We start from the raw sequence: 20,706 nt of genomic DNA on the forward strand, positions 1-20,706 counted from the left end.
GTGGGGGTCTCTTCGTTTGCGCCGTGTCGCGGTGTCCGGGGCGATGGTTGCCGCGATTCGGCGCAAACGGAGTGGATCGTGCCGGTGGGCGGGGTCAGGGCCGGTGAGCGAGGACGGCGGAGCCGTCGGCGGCGAACGCCTCCCGTGCGGAGCTCGGCGGCACTAGGCTGGCCGGGCATGAGCGAAGCGTCTGATCTGCCGGCCCGCGCCGACGCCGTGATCGTCGGCGCCGGCCACAACGGGCTGGTCTGCGCGATCCTGCTGGCCCGCGCCGGGTTGGAGGTGCTGGTGCTGGAGGCCGCCGACGTGATCGGCGGGGCCACCCGCACCGAGAACCCGTTCCCGAAGGTGCCCGGGCTACGCCACTCCACCGGGTCGTACCTGCTCGGGCTGATGCCGCCGGAACTGCTCGCCACGCTCGACGTCCGCATCCCGGTGCTGCGCCGCGACCCGCACTACTTCCTGCCCACCCCCGGCGGGCCCGGCGCGCCCTACCTGCTCTTCGGCAGCGACGCCGCGGCCACCCGGCGGCAGCTCGCCCGGATGTTCTCCCCCGCCGACGTGGCCGCCGACGACGCGCTCCAGGCCGAGCTGGCCCAGCTCCGGGCGGACCTGGCACCGGCCTGGCTGGCCGAGCCGCTGCCGGTGCGGGAGACCGCCGAACGCTACGTCCGCCCCGCACTGCGACAGGTCTTCGTCGATCTGGTCCGCGGCTCGGTCGCCGACTACCTGGCCCGCTTCGAGTTCCGCTCCGAGCTGCTGGTCAGCATGTACGCCGTCACCGACGGCCTGTCCGGGCTCAACGCCGGCCCGGACGACCCCGGCACCGGGCACAACTTCCTGGTGCACAACATGTGCCGGCTGCCGGGCTCGGACGGCACCTGGATGATCGCCGAGGGCGGCATGGGCACCGTGTCACGGACCTTCGCCGAAGCCGCCCGCACGTCCGGGGCCCGCATCCGCACCGGCTCGCCGGTCACCGCGATCACCCTCGACGGCGCGGCGGCCAGCGGGGTCGTGCTCGCCGACGGCCGGCAGGTCGCCACGACCGTGGTGGTGGGGGCCTGCGATCCGTACCGGCTGATCGGGCTGCTGCCCGACGGTGCGCTCCCGGCACCGCTCGGCGCGCGGATGGCGGCGGTCCGCCGCCCCGGCACCACCCTCAAGCTGAACCTGGCGCTGACCGGGCTGCCCCGGTTCTCCTGCCTGCCGGCGCACGCGCCGAGCCCGTTCGGCTCCACCATCCACCTGCTGCCCGGCTCGTCCTCGCTGCTGGACGGCGGCCGGGCGCCGATGGCGGCGCTGCGCGCGATGTGGGCGGACGTGCGGGCGGGCCGGCTCCCGGCGGAACCCACCATCGAGTGGTACCTGCACACCACCGTCGACCCGTCGCTGGCCGACGACGCCGGGCACCACTCGTCGGCGCTCTTCGTCCAGTCGGTCCCCTACGATCTGACCGGCACCACCTGGGACGAGGCGCTGCCCGGCTACGTCTCCCGGTTGATCGACATCTGCGAGCGGTACGCCCCGGGCACCGCCGACCTGATCGCCGACGCGGTGCCGCTGACCCCGCCCGGCATCGAGGCGCACTTCGGCATCACCGGCGGGCACATCCACCACCTCGACAACACCGTGTCGTTCACCGACCGGATGCCGTACGCCACCGGCGTCGACGGCGTGTACGCGGGCAGCGCCGGCTGCCACCCGGCCGGCAGCGTCATCGGCGCCGCCGGCCACAACGCCGCCCAGCGGATCCTCGCCGACCTGGGCCGCTGACCGCCACCCGCCGGCGTCAGCCGGCCCCCTCCCCGGCGGCGGCCGGAGTGTTCGCGCCGGCGGCGGCCGGAGTGTCCACGTCGGCGGCGGCCGGAGTGTCCACGTCGGCGGCGGCCGGGGTGTTCGCGTCGGCGCGGTGTGCGCGGATCTTGTGGCCGACGCTGGTCAGGCACCGGCCGCTGGACAGGTCGAACTTCCAGCCGTGCAGCTGGCAGGTGAGCTGGTCGCCCTCGACGATGCCGAACCGGGTCAGGTCGGCCTTCAGGTGCGGGCAGCGGCGCTGCACCACCCAGTCGCCGAGGGTGATGTCCTCGGCGTCGCTCACCCGCTCGTGCTCGTCGTACCAGCCCTCGGCGTACTGGAGGCGCTCGGTGGAGAGGCACTTGAAGAAGGCGTAGACGAACTCGTTGTACTGGCCGATCCGGGCCGCCGAGAAGCGGCAGGACAGGAAGAGCGAGTTCACCCAGTCCACCTCGCCGATGTACAGCAGGTGCTCGACCAGGGCCCGCTCGGTACGGAACCGGTAGCGCACCTTCTCGTCGGCGTACGGACGGACCTCCTTGCCGGGAAAGTCCACCACGATCGACTCGACCGTCTCCCCGCCCGAGTCGTCCGTGCCCACGAGGTCGAAGCGGACCGGGCCGCCGACCCCCTTGGCCAGGTAGATCGACTCGTCCAGCAGCGGCTCGATCCGGCGCTTCATCTCACCGAGCACGTCCACCTCGGGGTGCCGCCAGGACGCCTTCTCCGCCTCGATGACGCCGCGCTTGCGCTCCCGCATCTCCTCCAGGTGGGCGACCTTGTTGGCGAAGAACTCCTCGACCGGCACCGGGTGGGTGGTCTGGCAGGACTCCGTGGTGATCTCGGCGACGCTGCCGGGCAGCAGCACGACGCCGTTGGTTCCGCCGACCTTGGCGTACTCGGAGAGGAAGACCGACTGGTCGGGGAAGATGTTGCCCTCGTCGCCGTGGATGTCGTTGAACTGCCACAGCGCGTCGTCGAGGAAGCAGGGCGGGCCGGCGATCGGGAAGACATGGTCGGCCTTCAGGTCGTCGATGTAGCGCCAGGTGCGGTCGAACTGCCGGTCCCGCTTCTGCTTGCCGAAAGCGGTCTTCGCCGCCTGCGGCAGCTCGTACACCATCGGGTACCAGATCGCGCCGGAGAACTGCAACATGTGCGCGTGCACGTGGCCCAGTTCGGCGAAGACGCTCAGATCGCTCGGGCGGGCGTCGTTCTGGTTGAGCAGCCGCACCCCGTCGTACTCCACCCACAGCGAGGAGTCACCGATCGGGCCGTCGGTGGGGCTGGTCAACGCCTGGATCATGATTCTCAGGCCGCCGTCGAGCTCGACGACCTGCTCGTTCGGCGTTTTGAGGAACTTCGTGAAGCCCAACTCCCGCAGCTCGTCCTCCATCTCCGAGGTGGGGAACTCGGGCAGCAGGACGGTGGCGTCCTTCGACACGTACCGCCTCAGGTGCGCGGCGTCGAAGTGGTCCCGGTGCAGGTGCGAGACGTACAGGTAGTCGACCTGCCCCAGTGTCTCCCAGTCGAGCAGGGAGTTGTCCGGGAAGGGAAACCAGGAGGCGAAGTAGGCAGGATTGACCCACGGGTCGCACAGGATGCTGCCCGCGGCCGTGTCGATCCGCATGCTGGCATGTCCCGTACCGGTCACTCGCACCGCAGTCCCCCTCGCAAAGGCAGTCAAGGCGTACGCCGAAAACGCTACCGGAGGCGGTGCGGTCGTCGTCCCGCGACGCCGGTAGTGCCGAACCGTCCACCCGGGGCCCGGACCGTGGACCCCCGTCCCGGTGTGCCGTACCCCCATCAGGGCGGACCCCGCACCGGGTCCGGCGCGGGGCGTGCCAGACTACTCGGAGATCCGATCGCGAGGGAAGGACCGACAGTGGCAGGAAGCGAGCCGGTAACCGCGCCAGATCAGCACAAGCCCGGGCACCGCAAGTCCGGGCGCATCGGTGCGGTGCTCACCGCGCTGGCGCTGCTGGCGATGCTCTGCGGCAACCACGAGGGCAGGGTCGAGGACATCTGGCTGGTCGGCCTGGCCGCGCTGCTGCTGGCGATCGTCATCGGCGACGCGGTGCTGCGCCGCAACGGCCTGCGCTCCTGACACCGCGCCGTCGGGGGGGGCCGGATCGGGAGCGCGGCGCGGCGCGGCGGCGACAGACGACACGAGGGCCCGCCCCACCGGGGGCGGGCCCTCGTCGCGTCAACCGACGGGTCAGCGGCCGAGCAGGATGTCCTGCACGTCCTTGAGGGCGGCGTCGACCTCGGCCTCGAAGTAGCCGCCCGGCACCAACCCGAAACGGAGAGTGTCCAGGTCCCGCGGGTTCACCGGCATCGGGTTGCGGCCCTGCATCCCACCGAGCAGCGCCTCGAAGAAGCGGTCGACCTGATCCGGGTCGTACCCGCTGCCGAAGCGACGCACCTGGAAACTGCGCCGGATCTGGTCCACCCGGTAGAGGTCGCTGCCGGGCGGGCCGGCCATCGGCGGACCGGCCATCGGCGGACCGGCCGGCGGTGGGCCACCGAGCCCTTGCTGCGGCATGGGCGGCGGGCCCGCCGGGCCACGACCACGCAGATCCCGCAGCTCCCGCTCGGACATCCGGATCTCAGCGGTCATGTCGGCGCGCCCGTGCCGGCCGGCCTCGAAACCGTCGAACCGCGGCTCGTCCTGACCGTACCCGCCCTGGCCGGGCGGCATGCCACGCTGCGGCAGGCCACCGTGGCCCCCCGGCGCACCCGGCCCCATCGGGCCACCGGGTCCCGTCGGGCCACCGGGACCCATCTGGCCACCGGGACCGGCCGGGCCGCGCGGGGCATCGTACCCTCCCCGGGGGGCGTCGTACCCGCCGGCGAAGGCGCCGGTCGGCTCGTCGTACCGGTTGCCGTAACGGTCGGTCGGGCCGGGCTGCGCCGGCATCGCGCGCGGCGGCATCGGCTGTGGGACGGGCGGGAGCCCTCGGTGGTCGTCGCGCATCGGCGGGCCGACACGCTCCGCCGACGGGCGCAGGTCGCCGCTGCGGCCGCCCAGGCCACCGCGCTCCTCCAGCTCGGCCAGCTGCCGCTCCACCCGGTCCAGGTGCAGGTCCACCTGCCACTCGTCGTAGCCGTTGAAGCGGACCCGGAAGACGACGTCATGGACCTCCTGGGAGGCCACGGGCGCGCCCACCGGCTGGCCGGCGAGTGTCGCCTCGACGCGGTCCAGGAAGGCGTCCACCTCGTCGACCTTGTAGCCCCGGCGGAGCGCTTTGCGCCGGAAACGCTGACCCTGACTCGCCACTATGTCTCCTGGTCTCGTACCGCTACGCGCGGTCGCGCCCGCGCGGCGCGTCGGTGTCCCTGTCCTCGGCGGCCGCCAGCTGCCCGCACGCGCCGTCGATCTCGCGGCCCCGGGTGTCCCGCACCGTCGTGGACACGCCGGCGTCCCGCAAGCGCCGGACGAACTCCCGCTCCACCGGCTTCGGGCTGGCATCCCAGCGGCTGCCCGGTGTCGGGTTGAGCGGAATGAGGTTCACGTGGGCCAACCTGCCGGCCAACAACCGGCCGAGCAGGTCGGCCCGCCACGGTTGGTCGTTCACGTCCTTGATCATCGCGTACTCGATCGACACGCGGCGCCCCGTCCGGGCCACGTAGTCCCACGCTGCGTCCAGCACTTCGGCTACCTTCCAGCGCTGGTTGACCGGCACGAGTTCGTCGCGCAGATCATCATCGGGCGCGTGCAGCGACAGCGCAAGGGTCACTGAGAGGTCTTCGCTGGCCAGTCGGCGGATGGCCGGAACCAGCCCGACCGTGGAGACGGTGATGTGTCGCTGGGACAACCCGAGCCCCTCCGGGGCCGGCGCGACCAGCCGGCGGATCGCGCCGACCACCCGCGAATAGTTGGCCAGCGGCTCGCCCATCCCCATGAACACGACGTGCGACAGCCGCGGCGGTGCGCCCGCCACCACGCCGGAGGCGGCGACACCGGCCAGGTAGACGGCCTGGTCGACGATCTCCGCGGTGGAGAGGTTACGGGTCAGCCCGGCCTGGCCGGTCGCGCAGAACGGGCAGGCCATGCCGCAGCCGGCCTGGCTGGAGATGCAGACCGTCACCCGGTCCGGATAGCCCATCAGCACGCTCTCCACCAGCGCGCCGTCGTGCAGCCGCCACAGCGCCTTGCGGGTGGCCCCGTCGTCACAGGCGAGCTCGCGCACCGGGTGCAGCAGGGTGGGCAGCAGCCCTGCGGCGATCCGCTCCCGGGCAGCCGCCGGCAGGTCTGTCATCTGCTCCGGGTCGCGCACCAGCCGCCCGAAGTAGTGGTGGGAGACCTGCTTGGCGCGGAAGGCCGGCTCGCCGAGCTCGGTCACCAGCGCCTGGCGGCCCGGCAGGTCCAGGTCGGCGAGGTGGCGGGGAGGCATCGCGGGCCGGCGGCCGGGAGCGTCGGGGTCTACGGGGATCACAGGCAGGCTCGTCATGACCGGTCCAGTCTGTCACGCCGTTCGGTCAACTCACCGGCCCGGACGTGCCGAATCCGCAGCGGCCGGACGGTCCGAGCGGTCAACCGGGCGTGAATCATCCCTCAGCCCACCACCGGCACGAAGACCGCCAGCAGCAGGTAGGCGGTGGGAACGGCGAAGAGGATCGAGTCCAGCCGGTCCATCAGGCCGCCGTGCCCGGGGAGCAGATTACTCATGTCCTTCACGCCAAGGTCACGCTTGATCATGGACTCGGCGAGGTCACCGAGGACCGCCGCACCGGAGACCGCGAGCCCGAACAGCGCCCCCCACCACGGCGAGACGTCGAGGAGCAGCCAGACCAGCCCGGCGCTGCCGGCCGCCGCTGCGGTCACCGAGCCGGCGAAGCCCTCCCAGGACTTCTTCGGGCTGATCGACGGCGCCATCGGATGCTTGCCGAAGGTGACCCCGGCGGCGTACCCGCCGGTGTCGGAGAGCACCACCGCGACCAGGGTCACCAGCACCCGCAGGTCACCGTCGTCGGGCGCCGCCGCGAGCAGCGCCGCGAACCCGCCGAGGAACGGCACGTACACCGCGATCAGGGTGGCCGCCGTGATGTCCCGCTGGAAGCCGGCCGGGCCGTCGCCGAGCCGCCAGATCATCGTGCCGAGCACGGTCACCAGCAGCCCGAGGCTGAGCGCGTCCGGGCCGGCGAACCAGGCCAGCCCCACGGTGAGCACACCGCCGGCGACCAGCGGCACCAGCGGCGGGTGGGCGTCGCTACGGCGCACCGCGCGGACCATCTCCCAGATCCCGACACCGACCGCCGCGGCCACCACGGCCAGGAACGCGGGAGGGTAGAAAAAGAGGGGTACGAGAATCAGCGCGCCGAGGGCCAGGCCCACCCCGATGGCGGCCGGGAGGTTGCGCCCGGCCCGACTGGCAGCCGGTTGCTGCGTCGGCGGCCGTTCCGCCGAGGCCCGACGCTTCCCGGGCGAACGCCTCGCGGGCGGATGCCGCGGCTCCTCGTCGACCTCCGCCGGCACCGGCGGGATCTGGACGGTCGGCGCGTCGTCGTCCCGCACCGGCACGAACGGCGAGGTGGACGCCTCGTCGTCGCGGCCATGGGCGAACCGCGGGGCAGGCGCGGCGTCCTCGCGGCCAGAGGCAAACGGCGGGGCCGGCACGCCGTCGTCCCGCACCGGCGGGAACGCCGCGGTCGGCGCGTCGTCGTGGAACGGTCCGGCCCAACCGCGACCCGCACCCGGACGCTCCGCTGGCCCGGTGCTCAGCGCGCTGGCCGGCGGCCCGGACGGGCCGTGGTCGTAGCGGCCGTCCCCGGCACGGTCACGCGCCCCGCCCGGAGGCCGGGCGGGGTTGTCGTCACGCGGGCCGTACGGCGCTCCACGGTCGTTCCGGTACGGCTCGTCCGGGTCGGCGTCCGCACCGTCGGGGCGTCGGTCGTGCGGCCTGGAGCGGGACTGCGGGCCGGCGTACAGCTCGGAGGCGGGCTGTCGGCTCCAGGGCTCGACGTCCCGCCCCGGCCAGGGCAGCGCCGACGGGCGCTCCGGCCGGTCCCAGCTGCGAGGCTCGATGCCGCCGTAGGGGTCGGGGTGGGACATCACGCACCAGACGGTGACGGTACGAGTTCCACCACATGACGCAAAACCAAGGCCATCCCCTACACGCGTGAGGTGTTCCGTCCGATTGGCCGGCGCGACGACCGGCCGATCCCCGGCGTTCACCGCGCGGTGGCCGGGAATCGTGCCGAGCCTACTGCACGGCACCCCCGGACAGGGTGGACGATGGCCCGCCGGGCCACGCCGACGACCGAACCGCACCGGCCCACCCCGATGATCCACTCCGATCGCGGCAGACCGGGGTGTCCCCGACCGTGATCCGCTCCGGTCGCCGCAGGTGACGGGCGTCGACCGCGACCCACCCGATCGGGGCAGATTGGGGTGTCCACCAACCGTGATCGACTCCGAGCACGGCAGGTGGTGGCGTCCAGGCTGCGAGAGTGGCCGACTCGACGCGTACCGGGTTGTGCACAGGCCGGCAGGTGACGGGGGCGCAACGACAGCGGCACCGGCGTCCCACCGCCCTGACGGGCGGCGGCACACCGGTGCCGCAGGTACGGGGCGGGCGCTCAGACCTCGAGCAGCTCCGCTTCCTTGTGCTTGACCAGCTCGTCGACAGTGGCAACGTAACGCTGAGTGAGGTCGTCGAGCTCCTTTTCGGCGCGCCGACCCTCGTCCTCGCCGACCTCGCCGTCCTTGACCAGGCGGTCCAGCTCTTCCTTGCCCTTCCGGCGGATGTTGCGGACGGCGACCTTGGCCTCCTCACCCTTGTGCCGGGCCACCTTGATCATCTCGCGGCGGCGCTCCTCGGTCATCTGCGGGAGCAGGATGCGCAACTGGTTGCCCTCGTTGTTCGGGTTCGCGCCGAGGTCGGAGTCGCGGATCGCCTTTTCCATGGCGTTGAGCTGCGAGTTGTCGTACGGCTTGATGATCACCATGCGCGGCTCGGGGACCGCGATGGAGGCCATCTGCGGCAGCGGCGTGGGGCTGCCGTAGTAGTCGATCATGATCCGGGAGAACATGGCGGCGTTGGCGCGACCGGTCCGGATCCCACCGAACTCCTCCTTGGCGTGCTCGATGGCACGCTCCATCTTCTCCTCGGCCTCGAGGAGGGTGTCGTCGATCACCGGTCTCCTCGCCTCCTTCTGTTGCTCGTCGTGGGCTGTGGCGGCGGTGCCCGTCGGAGGACCGCCGTGGTGGGGCCGGCGGGACCGTTCAGGCGGTGATCAGCGTACCGATCTTGTCGCCCCCGACCGCACGGATGATCGTGTCTTCGCCCTGTGCGCCGAAGACCAGCATCGGCAGGCCGTTCTCCATGCAGAGGCTGAACGCGGCGGCGTCGGCCACCCGCAGGTTGCGGCGCAGCACCTCGGAGAAGGTGATCGAGTCGAACTTGCTGGCGGTGGAGTCGACCCGAGGATCAGCGGTGTAGACGCCGTCCACCCCGTTCTTGCTCATCAGCACCACGTCGGCGCGAATCTCCAACGCACGCTGGGCGGCGACGGTGTCGGTGGAGAAGTACGGCATGCCGGCGCCCGCCCCGAAGATCACCACACGGCCCTTCTCCAGGTGCCGGATGGCGCGCAGCGGGATGTACGGCTCGGCGACCTGGGCCATCGTGATCGCGCTCTGCACCCGGGTCTCGATGCCCTCCTTCTCCAGGAAGTCCTGGAGGGCCAGGCAGTTCATCACGGTGCCGAGCATGCCCATGTAGTCAGCCCGGGCCCGGTCCATGCCGCGCTTCTGCAACTCGGCGCCGCGGAAGAAGTTGCCGCCCCCGACGACGACGGAGACCTGCACGCCGCGCCGGACGACGGTGGCGATCTGCCGGGCGATGGCCTGCACGACGTCCGGGTCGACGCCGATCGCGCCGCCGCCGAAGACCTCACCGGAGAGCTTCAGCACCACCCGGCGGGTCCGCCCGGGGGGCGGCGCCGTCGGATCGTTCGCCTCCAGGCTCCGGTCACTCACAACCTGCGTCATCCGCCCCGCCCTTCCCCGGGCGCACGTCCCGCGCGCCGCGTACCGCTCAACTGCCGTTGCCGACCCTATGTGACGAGGAGGCCGCGGTGCCTGTCACGTACACCGGCGGCCTCCTCGTCGACGTATCCCTGCCCACGGACGCGTCATGCGCCCGGTCCGGCGGATCAGGCCTGGCCGACCTCGAACCGCAGGAAGCGGGTCACCTCGATGCCGGCCTCGGCCAGCACCTGCTTCACGGTCTTCTTGTTGTCGGCGACCGACGCCTGCTCGAGAAGGACGTAGTCCTTGAAGAAGGCGTTGACCCGGCCCTCGACGATCTTCGGCAGCGCCGCCTCGGGCTTGTTCTCCTCGCGGGCGGTCTGCTCGGCGATGCGCCGCTCGGACTCGACGACCTCGGCCGGCACCTCGTCCCGGGTGAGGTACTTCGGCCGCATCGCGGCGACCTGCATGGCGACCGCGCGGGCGTCGGAGTCGGACGCCTCGTCGCCGGCTGCCTGGCCGGCGGTGCCGGTGTACTGCACCAGCACGCCGACCGCCGGGGGCAGGTCCTGGCTCTTGCGGTGCAGGTAGACGGCGGTGGTGCCGTCGAGCTTGGCGAAGCGGTTGAGCACCAGCTTCTCACCGATTTTGGCGGACTGCTCCTGGACCAGGTCGGCGACCGTCCGGCCGTCGAGCTCGGAGGCGAGCAACTCCTCCGCGGTGCTCGCGCCGCTGCGCTCGCCGTGCTCGACCAACTGCTGGGCCAGCGCGATGAAAGCCTCGTTCTTGGCCACGAAGTCGGTCTCGCAGTTGAGCTCGAGCAACGCCTTGCCGGAGTGCGCGACGAGACCGTTGGCGGCGGTGCGACCGGCCCGCTTGCCCACGTCCTTGGCACCCTTGACACGCAGGATCTCGACGGCCTTGTCGAAGTCGCCCTCGGCCTCGATCAGCGCCTTCTTGCAGTCCATCATGCCGGCGCCGGTGAGGTCGCGGAGCTTCTTGACGTCCGCGGCGGTGAAGTTGGACATGACTCTCTCTTCGGTGTCGTGTCGGAACTGCGGTGGGATGGTCTGGGTGCCGGTTACCCGGATCCCGGCCGGATGTGCCCGGCGTACCCGCCGATCCCCGCCGCCGGTCGAGCCGGACGGCGGGGATGCGACAGTGCGGTCACTCCGCGGCGGCGGTCGCCGGCTGCTCGGCCGGCGTCTGCTGCTCGGCCGGGGTCTGCTGCTCGGCCGGCGCCGGCTGCTCGTCGGCCTTCTTCGGCTCCTCGAGCAGCTCGCGCTCCCACTCGGCCAGCGGCTCGTCGGCGCCGACCTGACCCGCCTCGGGCTTCTCGTCGGCTCCCCGACGACGGCCGGACCGGGCGATCAGACCGTCGGCGACGGCGGCGGCGACGACCCTGGTCAGCAGCTCGGCCGAACGGATCGCGTCGTCGTTGCCCGGGATCGGGAAGTCGACCTCGTCCGGATCGCAGTTGGTGTCGAGCACGGCGATCACCGGGATGCCCAGCTTGCGGGCCTCGTCGACGGCGATGTGCTCCTTCTTGGTGTCGATCACCCAGATCGCGGCCGGCAGCTTCTGCATGTCGCGCAGACCACCGAGGGTCTTGGTCAGCTTCACCTTCTCGCGGGAGAGCTGCAGGGTCTCCTTCTTGGTGTAACCGGCGGCGGTGCCGCTCAGGTCACCCAGGGCCTCCAGCTCCTTCATCCGCTGCAACCGCTTGTACACCGTCTGGAAGTTGGTCAGCATGCCGCCGAGCCAGCGGTGGTTGACGTACGGCTGGCCGACCCGGGTCGCCTGCTCGGCGATGGCCTCCTGGGCCTGCTTCTTGGTGCCGACGAAGAGGATGCTGCCGCCCTCGGCGACGGTGTTGCGCACGAAGTCGTACGCCTTCTCGATGTAGTCGAGCGTCTGGCGCAGGTCGATGATGTAGATACCGTTGCGCTCGGTGAAGATGAAGCGCTTCATCTTCGGGTTCCAGCGCCGGGTCTGGTGCCCGAAGTGGACACCGCTCTCCAGCAGCTGACGCATGGTCACGACGGCCATGGTGGGGTACTCCCTTTGGTCCCTGGTTGTCCCGCTCGGCCGGCGGCCGGGCGTCCTGGCGCCCGGTCGTCGGCCGTGGTGGGCCCGACCGGGATCGGGACCAGGGAGACCGTCGCCCCACGGAACCGTGGAGAGGGCGCGCGAGGTCGACCGCACGAGGCGGTCGCCAGTCGCCCAGTGTACGCCCCTGCCCCGCCGTCGGGCCGCCGGGTGCGCCAAACTGCCCAATAGCACACCGGGCGCATGATCAGGCACCCGTCCACAGGCCGCTCCGCCTTTCCACAGCCCTCGCGGTCCGGCCGGCACGATGTCCCGCCGACGCGCACCCTCGGCGACATGACGAAGCGGAACCAGGCGGTCGGCGCGTACGGCGAGCGGTGTGCGCTGCGCCACCTCATCGGAGCGGGCCTGCGCCCGATTGCCCGCAACTGGCGCTGCCCCGACGGCGAGATCGACATCATCGCCTGGGACGGTCCGGTAATCGCCTTCTGTGAGGTGAAGACCCGACGAACCGGCGAGTTCGGCACCCCGGCCGAGGCCGTCGTGCCACGCAAGGCCCGACGGTTGCGCGGCCTGGCGGCCCGGTGGCTGGCCGAGAGCGGCGTCAACGCCGACGAGGTGCGTTTCGACGTGCTGGCGGTCCGCCTGCCGGTCGGCGGCCCGGCGCTGGTCGAGCACGTCAAGGGCGCGTTCTGATGGGCCGGCCGGAAGCGCGGCGCCGGCCCGGCGGCCCTGCGCCGGCGACGCGGGGAGGGGCGTGGTGAGTTACGCCAAGGTGCTCAGCGTCGGGTTGGTCGGGGTGAATGGGCACCTGGTCGAGGTGGAGGCCGACCTGGCGCCAGGGCTGCCCGCGGTGGCCATCTCCGGGCTGCCGGACACCGCGCTGCACGAGGCCCGCGACCGGGTCCGCGCCGCCATCGTCAACTCCGGGCAGCGCTGGCCCAACCGCCGGATCACGCTCAACCTGCTACCGGCGACCCTGCCCAAGTACGGCTCGGCGTTCGACCTGGCCATCGCGGCCGCCGTGCTCGGTGGCTCCGGGGAGCTCCCCCTCGCCTCGCTGGACGGGGTGGTGGTGCTCGGCGAGCTGGGCCTGGACGGGACGGTCCGCCCCGTGCGCGGGGTGCTGCCGATGGTCGCGGCGGCGGCACGGGCCGGGCACGACCGGGTCGTCGTCCCGGTGCAGAACGCCGGGGAGGCGGCGGTCATTCCCGGTGTCCGGGTCCGGGCCGTCGACACGCTGCACCGGCTGGTCGCGTACGTCCGCGACGGCAGCCCGCTGATGGTCCCGCCGACCGATCCGCCCCGGTGCGAGCCGGGCGGCCCGGACCTGGCCGACGTGGCCGGTCAAGGGCTGGGCCGGCGGGCGCTGGAGGTGGCCGCCGCCGGCGGGCACCACCTGGCGCTGCTCGGGCCGCCCGGCGCGGGCAAGACCATGCTGGCCGAGCGACTGCCGTCGATCCTGCCGGAGCTGGGCGACGACGCGGCGCTGGAGGTGACCGCGCTGCACTCGATCGCGGGGCTGCTCCCGCCCGGCGGACGGCTGTTACGGCGTCCGCCGTTTCAGGCGCCGCACCACACCGCGACCGTCCCGGCGCTGGTTGGCGGCGGGAGCGGACTGGCCCGGCCGGGCGCGGTCTCCCTGGCCCACCAGGGCGTGCTCTTCCTCGACGAGGCGCCCGAGTTCAGCAAGGGCGCCCTGGAGGCGCTGCGGCAACCGCTGGAGCACGGTCGGGTCCAGCTTGCCCGCAGCGCAGGCGGCACCGAATACCCGGCCCGCACCCAGCTGGTGCTGGCCGCCAATCCCTGCCCGTGTGCCAAGCCCGCCGGCGACGCGTACTGCGAGTGCAGCCCGCTGGCCCGGCGACGTTACCTGGGCCGGCTCTCCGGGCCGCTGCTCGACCGCATCGACCTGCAGGTGAAGCTGCTGCCGGTCCGGGCCGCGGAGCTGATGGAGGTCACCCGCGCGGGCGAGTCGTCGGTTGACGTCTCGGCCCGGGTGGCGGCGGCCCGGCGGGCGGCGGCAGCCCGGTGGGAGCCGACCGGCCGCCGGCTCAACGCCGAGATCGCCGGCCCGTGCCTGCGCCGGCCGCCGTGGCGGCTGCCGGCCCGGGACACCGCCGAGCTGCGCTCCCGGCTCGACTCCGGCTCGATCTCCGCCCGGGGGTTCGACCGGATCATCCGCCTGGCCTGGACGATCGCCGACCTGGACGGCCGGGACCGGCCTGGCCGCGAGGACGTCCTGGAGGCCATTCAACTGAGAACGGGGGAAGGGGCATGAGCACCCGAGAGCAACGGCTGCTGGCCCGGGTCGCGTTGACCTGGCTCACCGAGCCGGGCACCTGGTCGGTGCACCGGCTGGTCCAGCAGCTCGGCCCGGTGGCCGCACTGGACCTGCTGCTCGACGGCGGAGCGCCGGACCGGCGGCTGCGCGAGTCGGTGGCCGCGCGCGTGCCGGCCGGCAACCCTCGGGCGGTCGCCGCCGAGGCCCTCGCCCGGACCGAACGGGTCGGCGCCCGGGTCCTGACCCCGGAGGACAACGAGTGGCCCGACCACCTCGGCGACCTGCGTCAGCTGGTCCTGGGTGGCGGCAGTCGGCGGGTCGACCTGGAGACCGCCCCGCCGCTCTGCTTCTGGGTGCGTGGCGGCTGGCCGCTCGGCGAGACCCTGGCCCGCTCGGTCGCCGTGGTCGGCGCCCGCGCCGCCACCGGGTACGGCGTCCACGTCGCCTCCGAGATCGGGTACGGGCTGGCCGACCGGGACTGGACGGTGGTCTCCGGCGGCGCGTTCGGCATCGACGCCGCCGCGCACCGGGGCGCGTTGACGGCCGGTGGGGTGACGGTGGCGGTGCTCGCCTGCGGGGTGGATTGCCCCTACCCGCTGGGCAACGCGGCGTTGTTCGACCGGATCGCCGAGACGGGGCTGCTGGTGAGCGAGTGGATGCCCGGGGCCGATCCACTACGCCCGCGGTTCCTGATCCGCAACCGGGTGATCGCCGCGGCCACCCGGGGGACGGTCCTGGTGGAGGCGGCGGCCCGCAGCGGCGCGGTCCAGACCCTGCACCGGGCGCTGGCCATGCGCCGGCCCGCGATGGTCATCCCGGGGCCGGTCACCTCGGCGATGTCGGTCGGCGCGCACGAGTTGCTGCGCGAGCACCGGGATGCCCGACTGGTGACCGGGGTGGCGCACGTGCTGGAGGAGGTGGGCCGGATCGGCGCCGACCTGTCCCCACCCGCACGCGGCCCCGAACGCCCGACGGACGGGTTGGACGACGAGGCGGCCCTGGTGCTGGAGTCGTTGCCGCGGCGCGGAGCGCTCGGTGTCGACGCCCTGGCGGCCCGCGCCGGGGTGGACCTGCGTACGGCGCTGCGGAAGCTCTCCCTGCTGGAGGAGCTGTCGCTGGTGGTCCGCCGGGACGGCGGGTACGCGGCCGCACCACCACCGGGGCGTGGCACGGCGGTGGTGCGGCCCACCGGCGCCCCGGCTGGGCAGCCTCCGCAGCCCGGATCCCCGGGGCGAGCGGCGGGATGAGCGACTCAGTCCGCCTCGAAACGAATCTCCAGGTCGCGCTCGCGTACGCAGCGCCGCACGATCGTCACCACCTGGCGGACCCGGTCGGTTTCTTCCCGGGTACGGGCGACCTCGGCCAGCCGGTCCAGTTCGGTGAGGAGCTGGAGGGCCCGCTCCGCGCTCACGACCAGTTCGCCGAGCGGGTCGATCCGGTCCAGCAACGGGGTGGCTCCACCGCCCCGCCCCCGGGTCAGCAGGTCGAGCAGCAGATCGTCGGGGTCGGCCACCAGTTGGGTGGCGACCGGGGACGGCGGTCGGCCCGGACCGCTGCGTACCAGTCGGTAGAGGACGACGTCCAGACCCATGAGGTCCCTCCTCCCGTCGGCGCACACGCCCCGGCATCGCGGCGTCGGCGCGGTGACCGTCCCTGCCTTCCAGTCTTACCGTCGGCGTCACGCTGGACCAGCATCGATCGGCCCGAATCTCGCCGCGCCGTCGCCGCACCCGGCCCCGCACAGCACACCGCCAACCCGCCTCCGGGATGAACACCGCGTCCCGCGCGGTCCTCCCCGGGCCGACGCCGTCGTCCGCGCCGGCCGTGCCCGACGTGACGGGCGCCACCTCCGAGATCGAGGACGACCAGTGGGCCAGGATCGGGTCGACCTCGCCCGGCGAGGGGTTCGGTGCGCACGCGCTGGCCTGCGGACGGGCGCGGGTGGGAGGATCTCGGCTGTGACTGTGCAGCGCCGTTCCTTGCTCGGTTTCGGATTCGCCGCCGCCGTCGGGTTGACCGGCTGCGGGGAGAACCCGTCCGCCACCCGATCGGGCTCCTGGAACACGCCCTCCTTGCCGCCCGAGGGTGGACAGGGTGGCGCGGCGGCCGGCCGGGCGCCCCGGGTGCCCGGTGCCGGGCCGACCGGTGCCGCGCGGCCCCGGACCCTGTCCACGGCGCTGCACCGGTATATGCAGCCAACCGCGGAGAACCCGAAACATCCCACGTACCCGGGCGCGGTGGTGCTCGCGCAGGTCGACGGCGAGCCGACCGACCACCTCGCGGCGGGCGAGGCGTTGCGTTACGACGCCGGCCCGGTGCTGCTGCCCGTCGCGAAGCGCGTCGCCATGCGCCCGGACTCGATCTTCGACCTGGCCTCGGTCACCAAGGTCTATACCGCGATCCTCGCGCTCCAGCAGGTCGACAGGGGACGGATCGACCTCGACGCGCCGGTGGTCCGGTACCTGCCCGAGTTCACCGGCACCGGCAAGTCGGCCGTCACCGTCGCGATGCTGCTGGCCCACACCAGCGGCCTGCCGGTCGGCGCGAAGGTGACCGGCTACTCGACGATGGCCGAGCGGTGGCGTGCCGTACTCGCGACGCCGCTGGTCACCGGCGCCGTACCGGGCACGGTGTTCCGCTATTCCAGCGTCGGGCTGATGGTCGTCGGCAAGCTCGTGGAGAAGGTGACCGGGCAGAGCCTCGACCGCGTCCTCAGGACCGGCCTGACCGAGCCGCTGGGGTTGCGGCACACCAATTTCAACCCGAACACCTGGCTCAGCGCCACCGACAAAGCCACCCGCCTGGTCGCCACCGACGCCCGCTCGTCCCGCGGCCTGCTACGCGGCGTGGTACACGACGACGTGGCCAACCAGCTCGGCGGCATCGCCGGACACGCCGGCATCTTCAGTACCGCCCAAGAGGTGGCCGTCATCGGTCAACTCCTGCTCGACGGCGGCACGTACGGCGGGAAGAGAATCCTCGCCGAGAGCACCGTGCGGCGGATGCTGCGCAACGCCAACGCCGGGCTGCCCGCGGTGGACCCGGAACGCCCGACCCGCACCGCCGACCACGGCCTCGGTTTGGTGCTCAACCAGCCCTGGTTCATGGGCCGGCTGGCCGGCCCCACCACCTTCGGGCACACCGGCTTCACCGGCACCTCCCTGGTCGTCGCGCCCGAGAGGAGGATGGTGCTGGTGCTGCTCACCAACCGCGCCCACCCGAACTGGAGCTGGGCGAACCCCGACCCAGCCCGGGTCGCCGTGGCCAACGCCCTGGTCTGACCGCGACGATGAGCCGCGAGGGTACCCGGACCAGACACCAGGCCCTGCCGCCGGCGATGCGGGAGGCGGTGGACGACTTCGCCGACCATTTGGCCCGGGTGCGCAACCGCTCCGCGCACACGGTGCGCGCCTACGTGGCCGACCTGGTCTCGCTCCTCGACCACGCCGTCCGGATGGGTTGTGCCACGCCGGCCGATCTGGACCTGGCCGTCCTGCGAAGTTGGCTGGCCAAGCAGCGGACGCTGGGCGCGGCCCGTTCCTCGCTGGCGCGGCAGGCGGCGACGGCCCGGACGTTCAGCGCCTGGGCACACCGCAGTGGTGCGCTCCCCACGGATGTGGCCGTCGCGCTGGCCAGCCCGCAGGCCCGCCGGGAGCTGCCGGCGGTGCTCCGGGCCGACCAGGCCGCCGCCCTCGTCGAAGCGCCGGCTCGGGCGGCCGGAGCACACCGCCCCGACACGATCCGGCCCGCCGATGAGACGCCCCGCGCCGTCGACGAGGCGGTGCGCCTGCGTGACCGCATCCTGCTGGAGCTGCTCTACGGCACGGGTGTGCGGATCAGCGAGGCGTGCGGGTTGGACGTCACCGACGTCGACCACGAGCGGCGGGTGGTGCGGGTCCTCGGCAAGGGCGGCCGGGAGCGGTCCGTGCCCTACGGGGTGCCCGCGCAGCGGGCGATCGACGACTGGCTTCGATCCGGCCGGCCGGCCCTGACGGGCCCGGGATCCGGGGACGCGCTGCTGCTCGGCGCACGGGGCGGACGGCTGAACCCGACCACCGGCCGGCGGATCGTCGCCGGGTACGCCGACGGTCTCGGGTTGCCCCGGGTCAGCCCACACGGGCTGCGCCACTCGGCGGCGACCCACCTGCTGGAGGGCGGCGCGGACCTACGGGCGGTGCAGGAACTGCTGGGGCACTCGTCGCTGGGCAGCACCCAAATCTACACCCATGTCTCGGTGGAGCGGCTGCGGGCGGCGTTCCGCCAGGCCCATCCCCGTGCCTAGGCCGATCCCGCTGAGCCGCACCGGTCGGCAGGGGACGGATACGATCACGGGGTGACCGTCGTCCGGCCGCCCGAGCCGATCCCCGGAGCCCGGCTGCTCTTCTCTCTCGACCCGGCGGTCAGCCACCTCAACCACGGGGCGTTCGGCGCGGTGCCGGTCACCGTGCAGCGGGCCCAGCAGCGGCTGCGCGACGAGATGGAGGCCAACCCGCCGCGGTTCTTCACGCAGGGGCTGGTTGACCGGATCACCCACACCCGCCGGCACGTGGCCGCCTTCCTCGGCGCCGACCCGGAAGGCACCGCGCTGGTCGGCAACGCCACCACCGGCGCTGCCGTCGTGCTTCAGTCGATCGGCCTGCGCCCCGGCGACGAGGTGCTCACCACCGACCACGGGTACGGCGCGGTCGACCTCTCCATCGCGCGGGAGTGCCGCCGAACCGGGGCGGGCACCCGGGCGCTACGGGTGCCGCTGGCCGCCACCGACGAGGAGATCGTCCAGATCGTCCGGGACGGGCTGCGCCCGGGCCGGACCCGGCTGCTCGTCATCGACCAGCTCACCTCGCCCACCGCCCGGCTCTTCCCGGTCGCGGCCGTGGTCGGGGTGGCCCGGGAGCGGGGCGTGCCGGTACTGGTGGACGGGGCCCACGCGCCGGGCATGCTCCCGGTCGAGGTGGCCGCCGTCGGTGCCGACTTCTGGGTGGGCAACCTGCACAAGTGGGGGTACGCGCCGCGCGGCACCGCCGCGCTGGTGGTCGCGCCACCGTGGCGGGATCGGATCGAACCCCTGGTGGTCTCCTGGGAACAGGACGCCGGCTTTCCTCGCAACGTCGAGTGGCAGGCGACGCTGGACTACACGAGCTGGCTGAGTGCACCGGCCGGGCTCTTCACGCTGCGCAGCCTCGGGTTGGACCGGGTACGTGCGCACAACGCCGCGCTCGCCGCGTACGGCCAGCAGGTGGTCGGAACAGCGCTCGGAGTCGCGCCGGCCGACCTGCCGGACCCGGGCGGGCCGGCGGTCGCCATGCGGCTCGTCCCGCTGCCGCCGGGCGTCGCCACCACCCTGGATGCCGCCCGCGCGTTGCGGGTCCTGATCGCCGAACGGCTCGCCACGGAGGTGTCGGTGGTGGGCTGGCACGGCCGGGGCTGGCTACGGCTCTGCGGCCAGATCTACAACTCCCCCGACGAGTACGAGCGGCTGGCCGCCCGGCTGCCCGCGCTGCTCGCCCGAGGCTGACCCGGTTCGCGCCCGGCGGTGCCCGCACCGGCAGCCGGTCACCCGGAGCCGGTCGCCCAAGGCGGGTGCGGCCGATGGTCCGGCGGGAACGGACGGGACGCGCGACGCCGGCCGCGCCACGATGGTCGGGTACGAGCCCGTCACCGGGTCCGCATCGACGGGCAGCAGCCGGACGGGGCCGAGCCCCAGCAACGCCAGCGGGTCGAGGTACTCGGCGTCGCGGCGGAGTCCCCAGTGCAGGCAGCCCGCCACCGGGCAGCCGGGGTGCCCGGCCAGCAGCACACCGAGCGGCGCACCCGCTGAGACCGGGTCGCCGGGGCGCACGTCGGGTCGTACCGGCTCGTAGGTGGTCCGCAGGCCCGCCCCGTGCCCGATGGTGATCACCGGCCGGCCGGCGACCAGGCCGGCGAAGAGGACCGTCCCCGGACCGGCCGCCCGGACCGTGGTTCCCGGCCCGGCGGCCAGGTCCACCCCACGGTGGCCGGCCAGCCACGGCTGCGGTGGTGGGTCGAAGCGGCGCACCGGACGTGGCGTGCCGTCGAGCGGCCACCGGAACACCGGGCGGTGCCCGGAGGCGGCTGTGGCCGCCGGCGTCACCGCGCCCAGCGTCACCGGCGCTGCCGGCGCCGCGACGGCCAGCAGGGCCGCACACCACGCCGTCGCACGCCGCACCTGTTGTCGCATGCCGCCAGCATGCCGACGATGCGACCGGTGGGACACGGACAAGCCGTCCGCTGTGGAGGACGAGCCCGCCTGTGGACGGCCACCCGGGGTCGACCTCGTTCTGCTAGGAGCGCCGGGCGTCCGTCGCGCCGCCCGCCACCAGGCGCGGCGACAGGGGAGGCCACCGGCTCGGACGCGTCGGCCCTGTGAGCCGGCGCGCGGAACGAACGGCCCATGGGTCCCGCCGAACGAGCGGTCCAGCGGGACCCCGCCGACCGGTGGCGGCGACGGAGCGCGGCCAGGCGGTGCTGCGGGCCGATGCCTGTGCATCGTGGACGGCCGGACCTGGCGCGGCGGGTGGAGTTCGAGGCCGAGCGGTGCGGCCGGGTGGCGTCGCCGTGGCACTACCGGCGGGTGGGGGATGCC

17 protein-coding genes and 2 pseudogenes are annotated in these 20,706 nt (G+C 73.4%); 9 read left to right on the top strand and 10 right to left on the bottom strand.

The window, feature by feature from the left end; translation table 11 throughout:
• Positions 1–177 precede the first annotated feature (177 nt).
• Complete coding sequence (locus E1193_RS19025) at positions 178–1,776, top strand: NAD(P)/FAD-dependent oxidoreductase (protein ID WP_132184543.1); 1,599 nt, start codon at positions 178–180, stop codon at positions 1,774–1,776.
• 127 nt (positions 1,777–1,903) lie between these two features.
• Here E1193_RS19025 and E1193_RS19030 read toward each other — a convergent pair.
• Positions 1,904–3,454: pseudogene (locus tag E1193_RS19030) on the bottom strand (Rieske 2Fe-2S domain-containing protein); the annotation flags it as partial.
• A gap of 225 nt (positions 3,455–3,679) precedes the next feature.
• On the opposite strand from E1193_RS19030, the gene E1193_RS19035 reads away from it, so the two are divergent.
• Positions 3,680–3,901, top strand: coding sequence for a DUF2631 domain-containing protein (locus E1193_RS19035; RefSeq protein WP_132184544.1), 222 nt, complete (start codon positions 3,680–3,682; stop codon positions 3,899–3,901).
• 111 nt (positions 3,902–4,012) lie between these two features.
• Here the strand turns inward: E1193_RS19035 and E1193_RS19040 are convergent, their stop codons facing one another.
• The 7 genes from E1193_RS19040 to rpsB all read right to left on the bottom strand — a co-directional run bounded on the left by E1193_RS19040 (position 4,013) and on the right by rpsB (position 11,818).
• On the bottom strand, positions 4,013–5,074 hold the full coding sequence (locus E1193_RS19040) for a DivIVA domain-containing protein (protein ID WP_132184545.1): 1,062 nt from the start codon (positions 5,072–5,074) through the stop codon (positions 4,013–4,015).
• A gap of 22 nt (positions 5,075–5,096) precedes the next feature.
• Positions 5,097–6,248 (bottom strand): 23S rRNA (adenine(2503)-C(2))-methyltransferase RlmN, encoded by a 1,152-nt coding sequence (gene rlmN, locus E1193_RS19045; protein ID WP_132184546.1) that lies wholly within the window; start codon positions 6,246–6,248, stop codon positions 5,097–5,099.
• A 104-nt stretch (positions 6,249–6,352) separates the two neighbouring features.
• Complete coding sequence (locus E1193_RS19050) at positions 6,353–7,849, bottom strand: phosphatidate cytidylyltransferase (RefSeq protein ID WP_132184559.1); 1,497 nt, start codon at positions 7,847–7,849, stop codon at positions 6,353–6,355.
• Positions 7,850–8,376: 527 nt separating this feature from the next.
• Complete coding sequence (gene frr / locus E1193_RS19055; protein WP_132184547.1) at positions 8,377–8,934, bottom strand: ribosome recycling factor; 558 nt, start codon at positions 8,932–8,934, stop codon at positions 8,377–8,379.
• Positions 8,935–9,022: 88 nt separating this feature from the next.
• Positions 9,023–9,790: a UMP kinase gene (gene pyrH, locus E1193_RS19060; protein ID WP_132184548.1), complete on the bottom strand. Its 768-nt coding sequence runs from the start codon at positions 9,788–9,790 to the stop codon at positions 9,023–9,025.
• Between the two features lie 164 nt (positions 9,791–9,954).
• Positions 9,955–10,797 carry a translation elongation factor Ts gene (tsf, locus tag E1193_RS19065; protein ID WP_132184549.1) on the bottom strand — a complete coding sequence of 281 codons (843 nt, stop codon included), beginning with the start codon at positions 10,795–10,797 and terminating at the stop codon, positions 9,955–9,957.
• Positions 10,798–10,936: 139 nt separating this feature from the next.
• A complete protein-coding gene (rpsB, locus tag E1193_RS19070; protein WP_132184550.1) occupies positions 10,937–11,818 on the bottom strand; it encodes a 30S ribosomal protein S2 in 882 nt (293 codons plus the stop codon).
• Positions 11,819–12,154: 336 nt separating this feature from the next.
• On the opposite strand from rpsB, the gene E1193_RS19075 reads away from it, so the two are divergent.
• The 3 genes from E1193_RS19075 (at position 12,155) to E1193_RS19085 (ending at position 15,349) form a co-directional block, all read left to right on the top strand.
• Positions 12,155–12,514: a YraN family protein gene (locus E1193_RS19075; RefSeq protein WP_132184551.1), complete on the top strand. Its 360-nt coding sequence runs from the start codon at positions 12,155–12,157 to the stop codon at positions 12,512–12,514.
• Between the two features lie 64 nt (positions 12,515–12,578).
• On the top strand, positions 12,579–14,099 hold the full coding sequence (locus tag E1193_RS19080) for a YifB family Mg chelatase-like AAA ATPase (protein WP_132184552.1): 1,521 nt from the start codon (positions 12,579–12,581) through the stop codon (positions 14,097–14,099).
• On the top strand, positions 14,096–15,349 hold the full coding sequence (locus E1193_RS19085; protein ID WP_132184553.1) for a DNA-processing protein DprA: 1,254 nt from the start codon (positions 14,096–14,098) through the stop codon (positions 15,347–15,349). Before E1193_RS19080 ends, E1193_RS19085 begins: the two co-directional genes overlap by 4 nt.
• A gap of 5 nt (positions 15,350–15,354) precedes the next feature.
• Here E1193_RS19085 and E1193_RS19090 read toward each other — a convergent pair whose 3' ends face one another.
• Positions 15,355–15,693 (bottom strand): hypothetical protein, encoded by a 339-nt coding sequence (locus E1193_RS19090; RefSeq protein ID WP_132184554.1) that lies wholly within the window; start codon positions 15,691–15,693, stop codon positions 15,355–15,357.
• Positions 15,694–15,869: 176 nt separating this feature from the next.
• On the opposite strand from E1193_RS19090, the gene E1193_RS33280 reads away from it, so the two are divergent.
• Genes E1193_RS33280 through E1193_RS19105 form a run of 4 tightly spaced genes read left to right on the top strand, consistent with a single transcriptional unit; the run spans position 15,870 to position 19,617 of the window.
• Entirely contained in the window at positions 15,870–16,064 is a 195-nt protein-coding gene (locus E1193_RS33280) for a hypothetical protein (RefSeq protein ID WP_243707777.1), read from the top strand.
• A complete protein-coding gene (locus E1193_RS19095) occupies positions 16,061–17,383 on the top strand; it encodes a serine hydrolase domain-containing protein (RefSeq protein ID WP_243707778.1) in 1,323 nt (440 codons plus the stop codon). Before E1193_RS33280 ends, E1193_RS19095 begins: the two co-directional genes overlap by 4 nt.
• An 8-nt stretch (positions 17,384–17,391) precedes the next feature.
• Complete coding sequence (locus E1193_RS19100; RefSeq protein WP_132184556.1) at positions 17,392–18,384, top strand: tyrosine recombinase XerC; 993 nt, start codon at positions 17,392–17,394, stop codon at positions 18,382–18,384.
• 51 nt (positions 18,385–18,435) lie between these two features.
• A complete protein-coding gene (locus E1193_RS19105) occupies positions 18,436–19,617 on the top strand; it encodes an aminotransferase class V-fold PLP-dependent enzyme (RefSeq protein WP_132184557.1) in 1,182 nt (393 codons plus the stop codon).
• Positions 19,618–19,770: 153 nt separating this feature from the next.
• Here the strand turns inward: E1193_RS19105 and E1193_RS19110 are convergent.
• Positions 19,771–20,301 (bottom strand): annotated as a pseudogene (locus E1193_RS19110) (M23 family metallopeptidase); the annotation flags it as partial.
• Positions 20,302–20,706: the final 405 nt, after the last annotated feature.

Source organism: Micromonospora sp. KC606, from assembly GCF_004348675.1.
Classification (GTDB): domain Bacteria; phylum Actinomycetota; class Actinomycetes; order Mycobacteriales; family Micromonosporaceae; genus Micromonospora.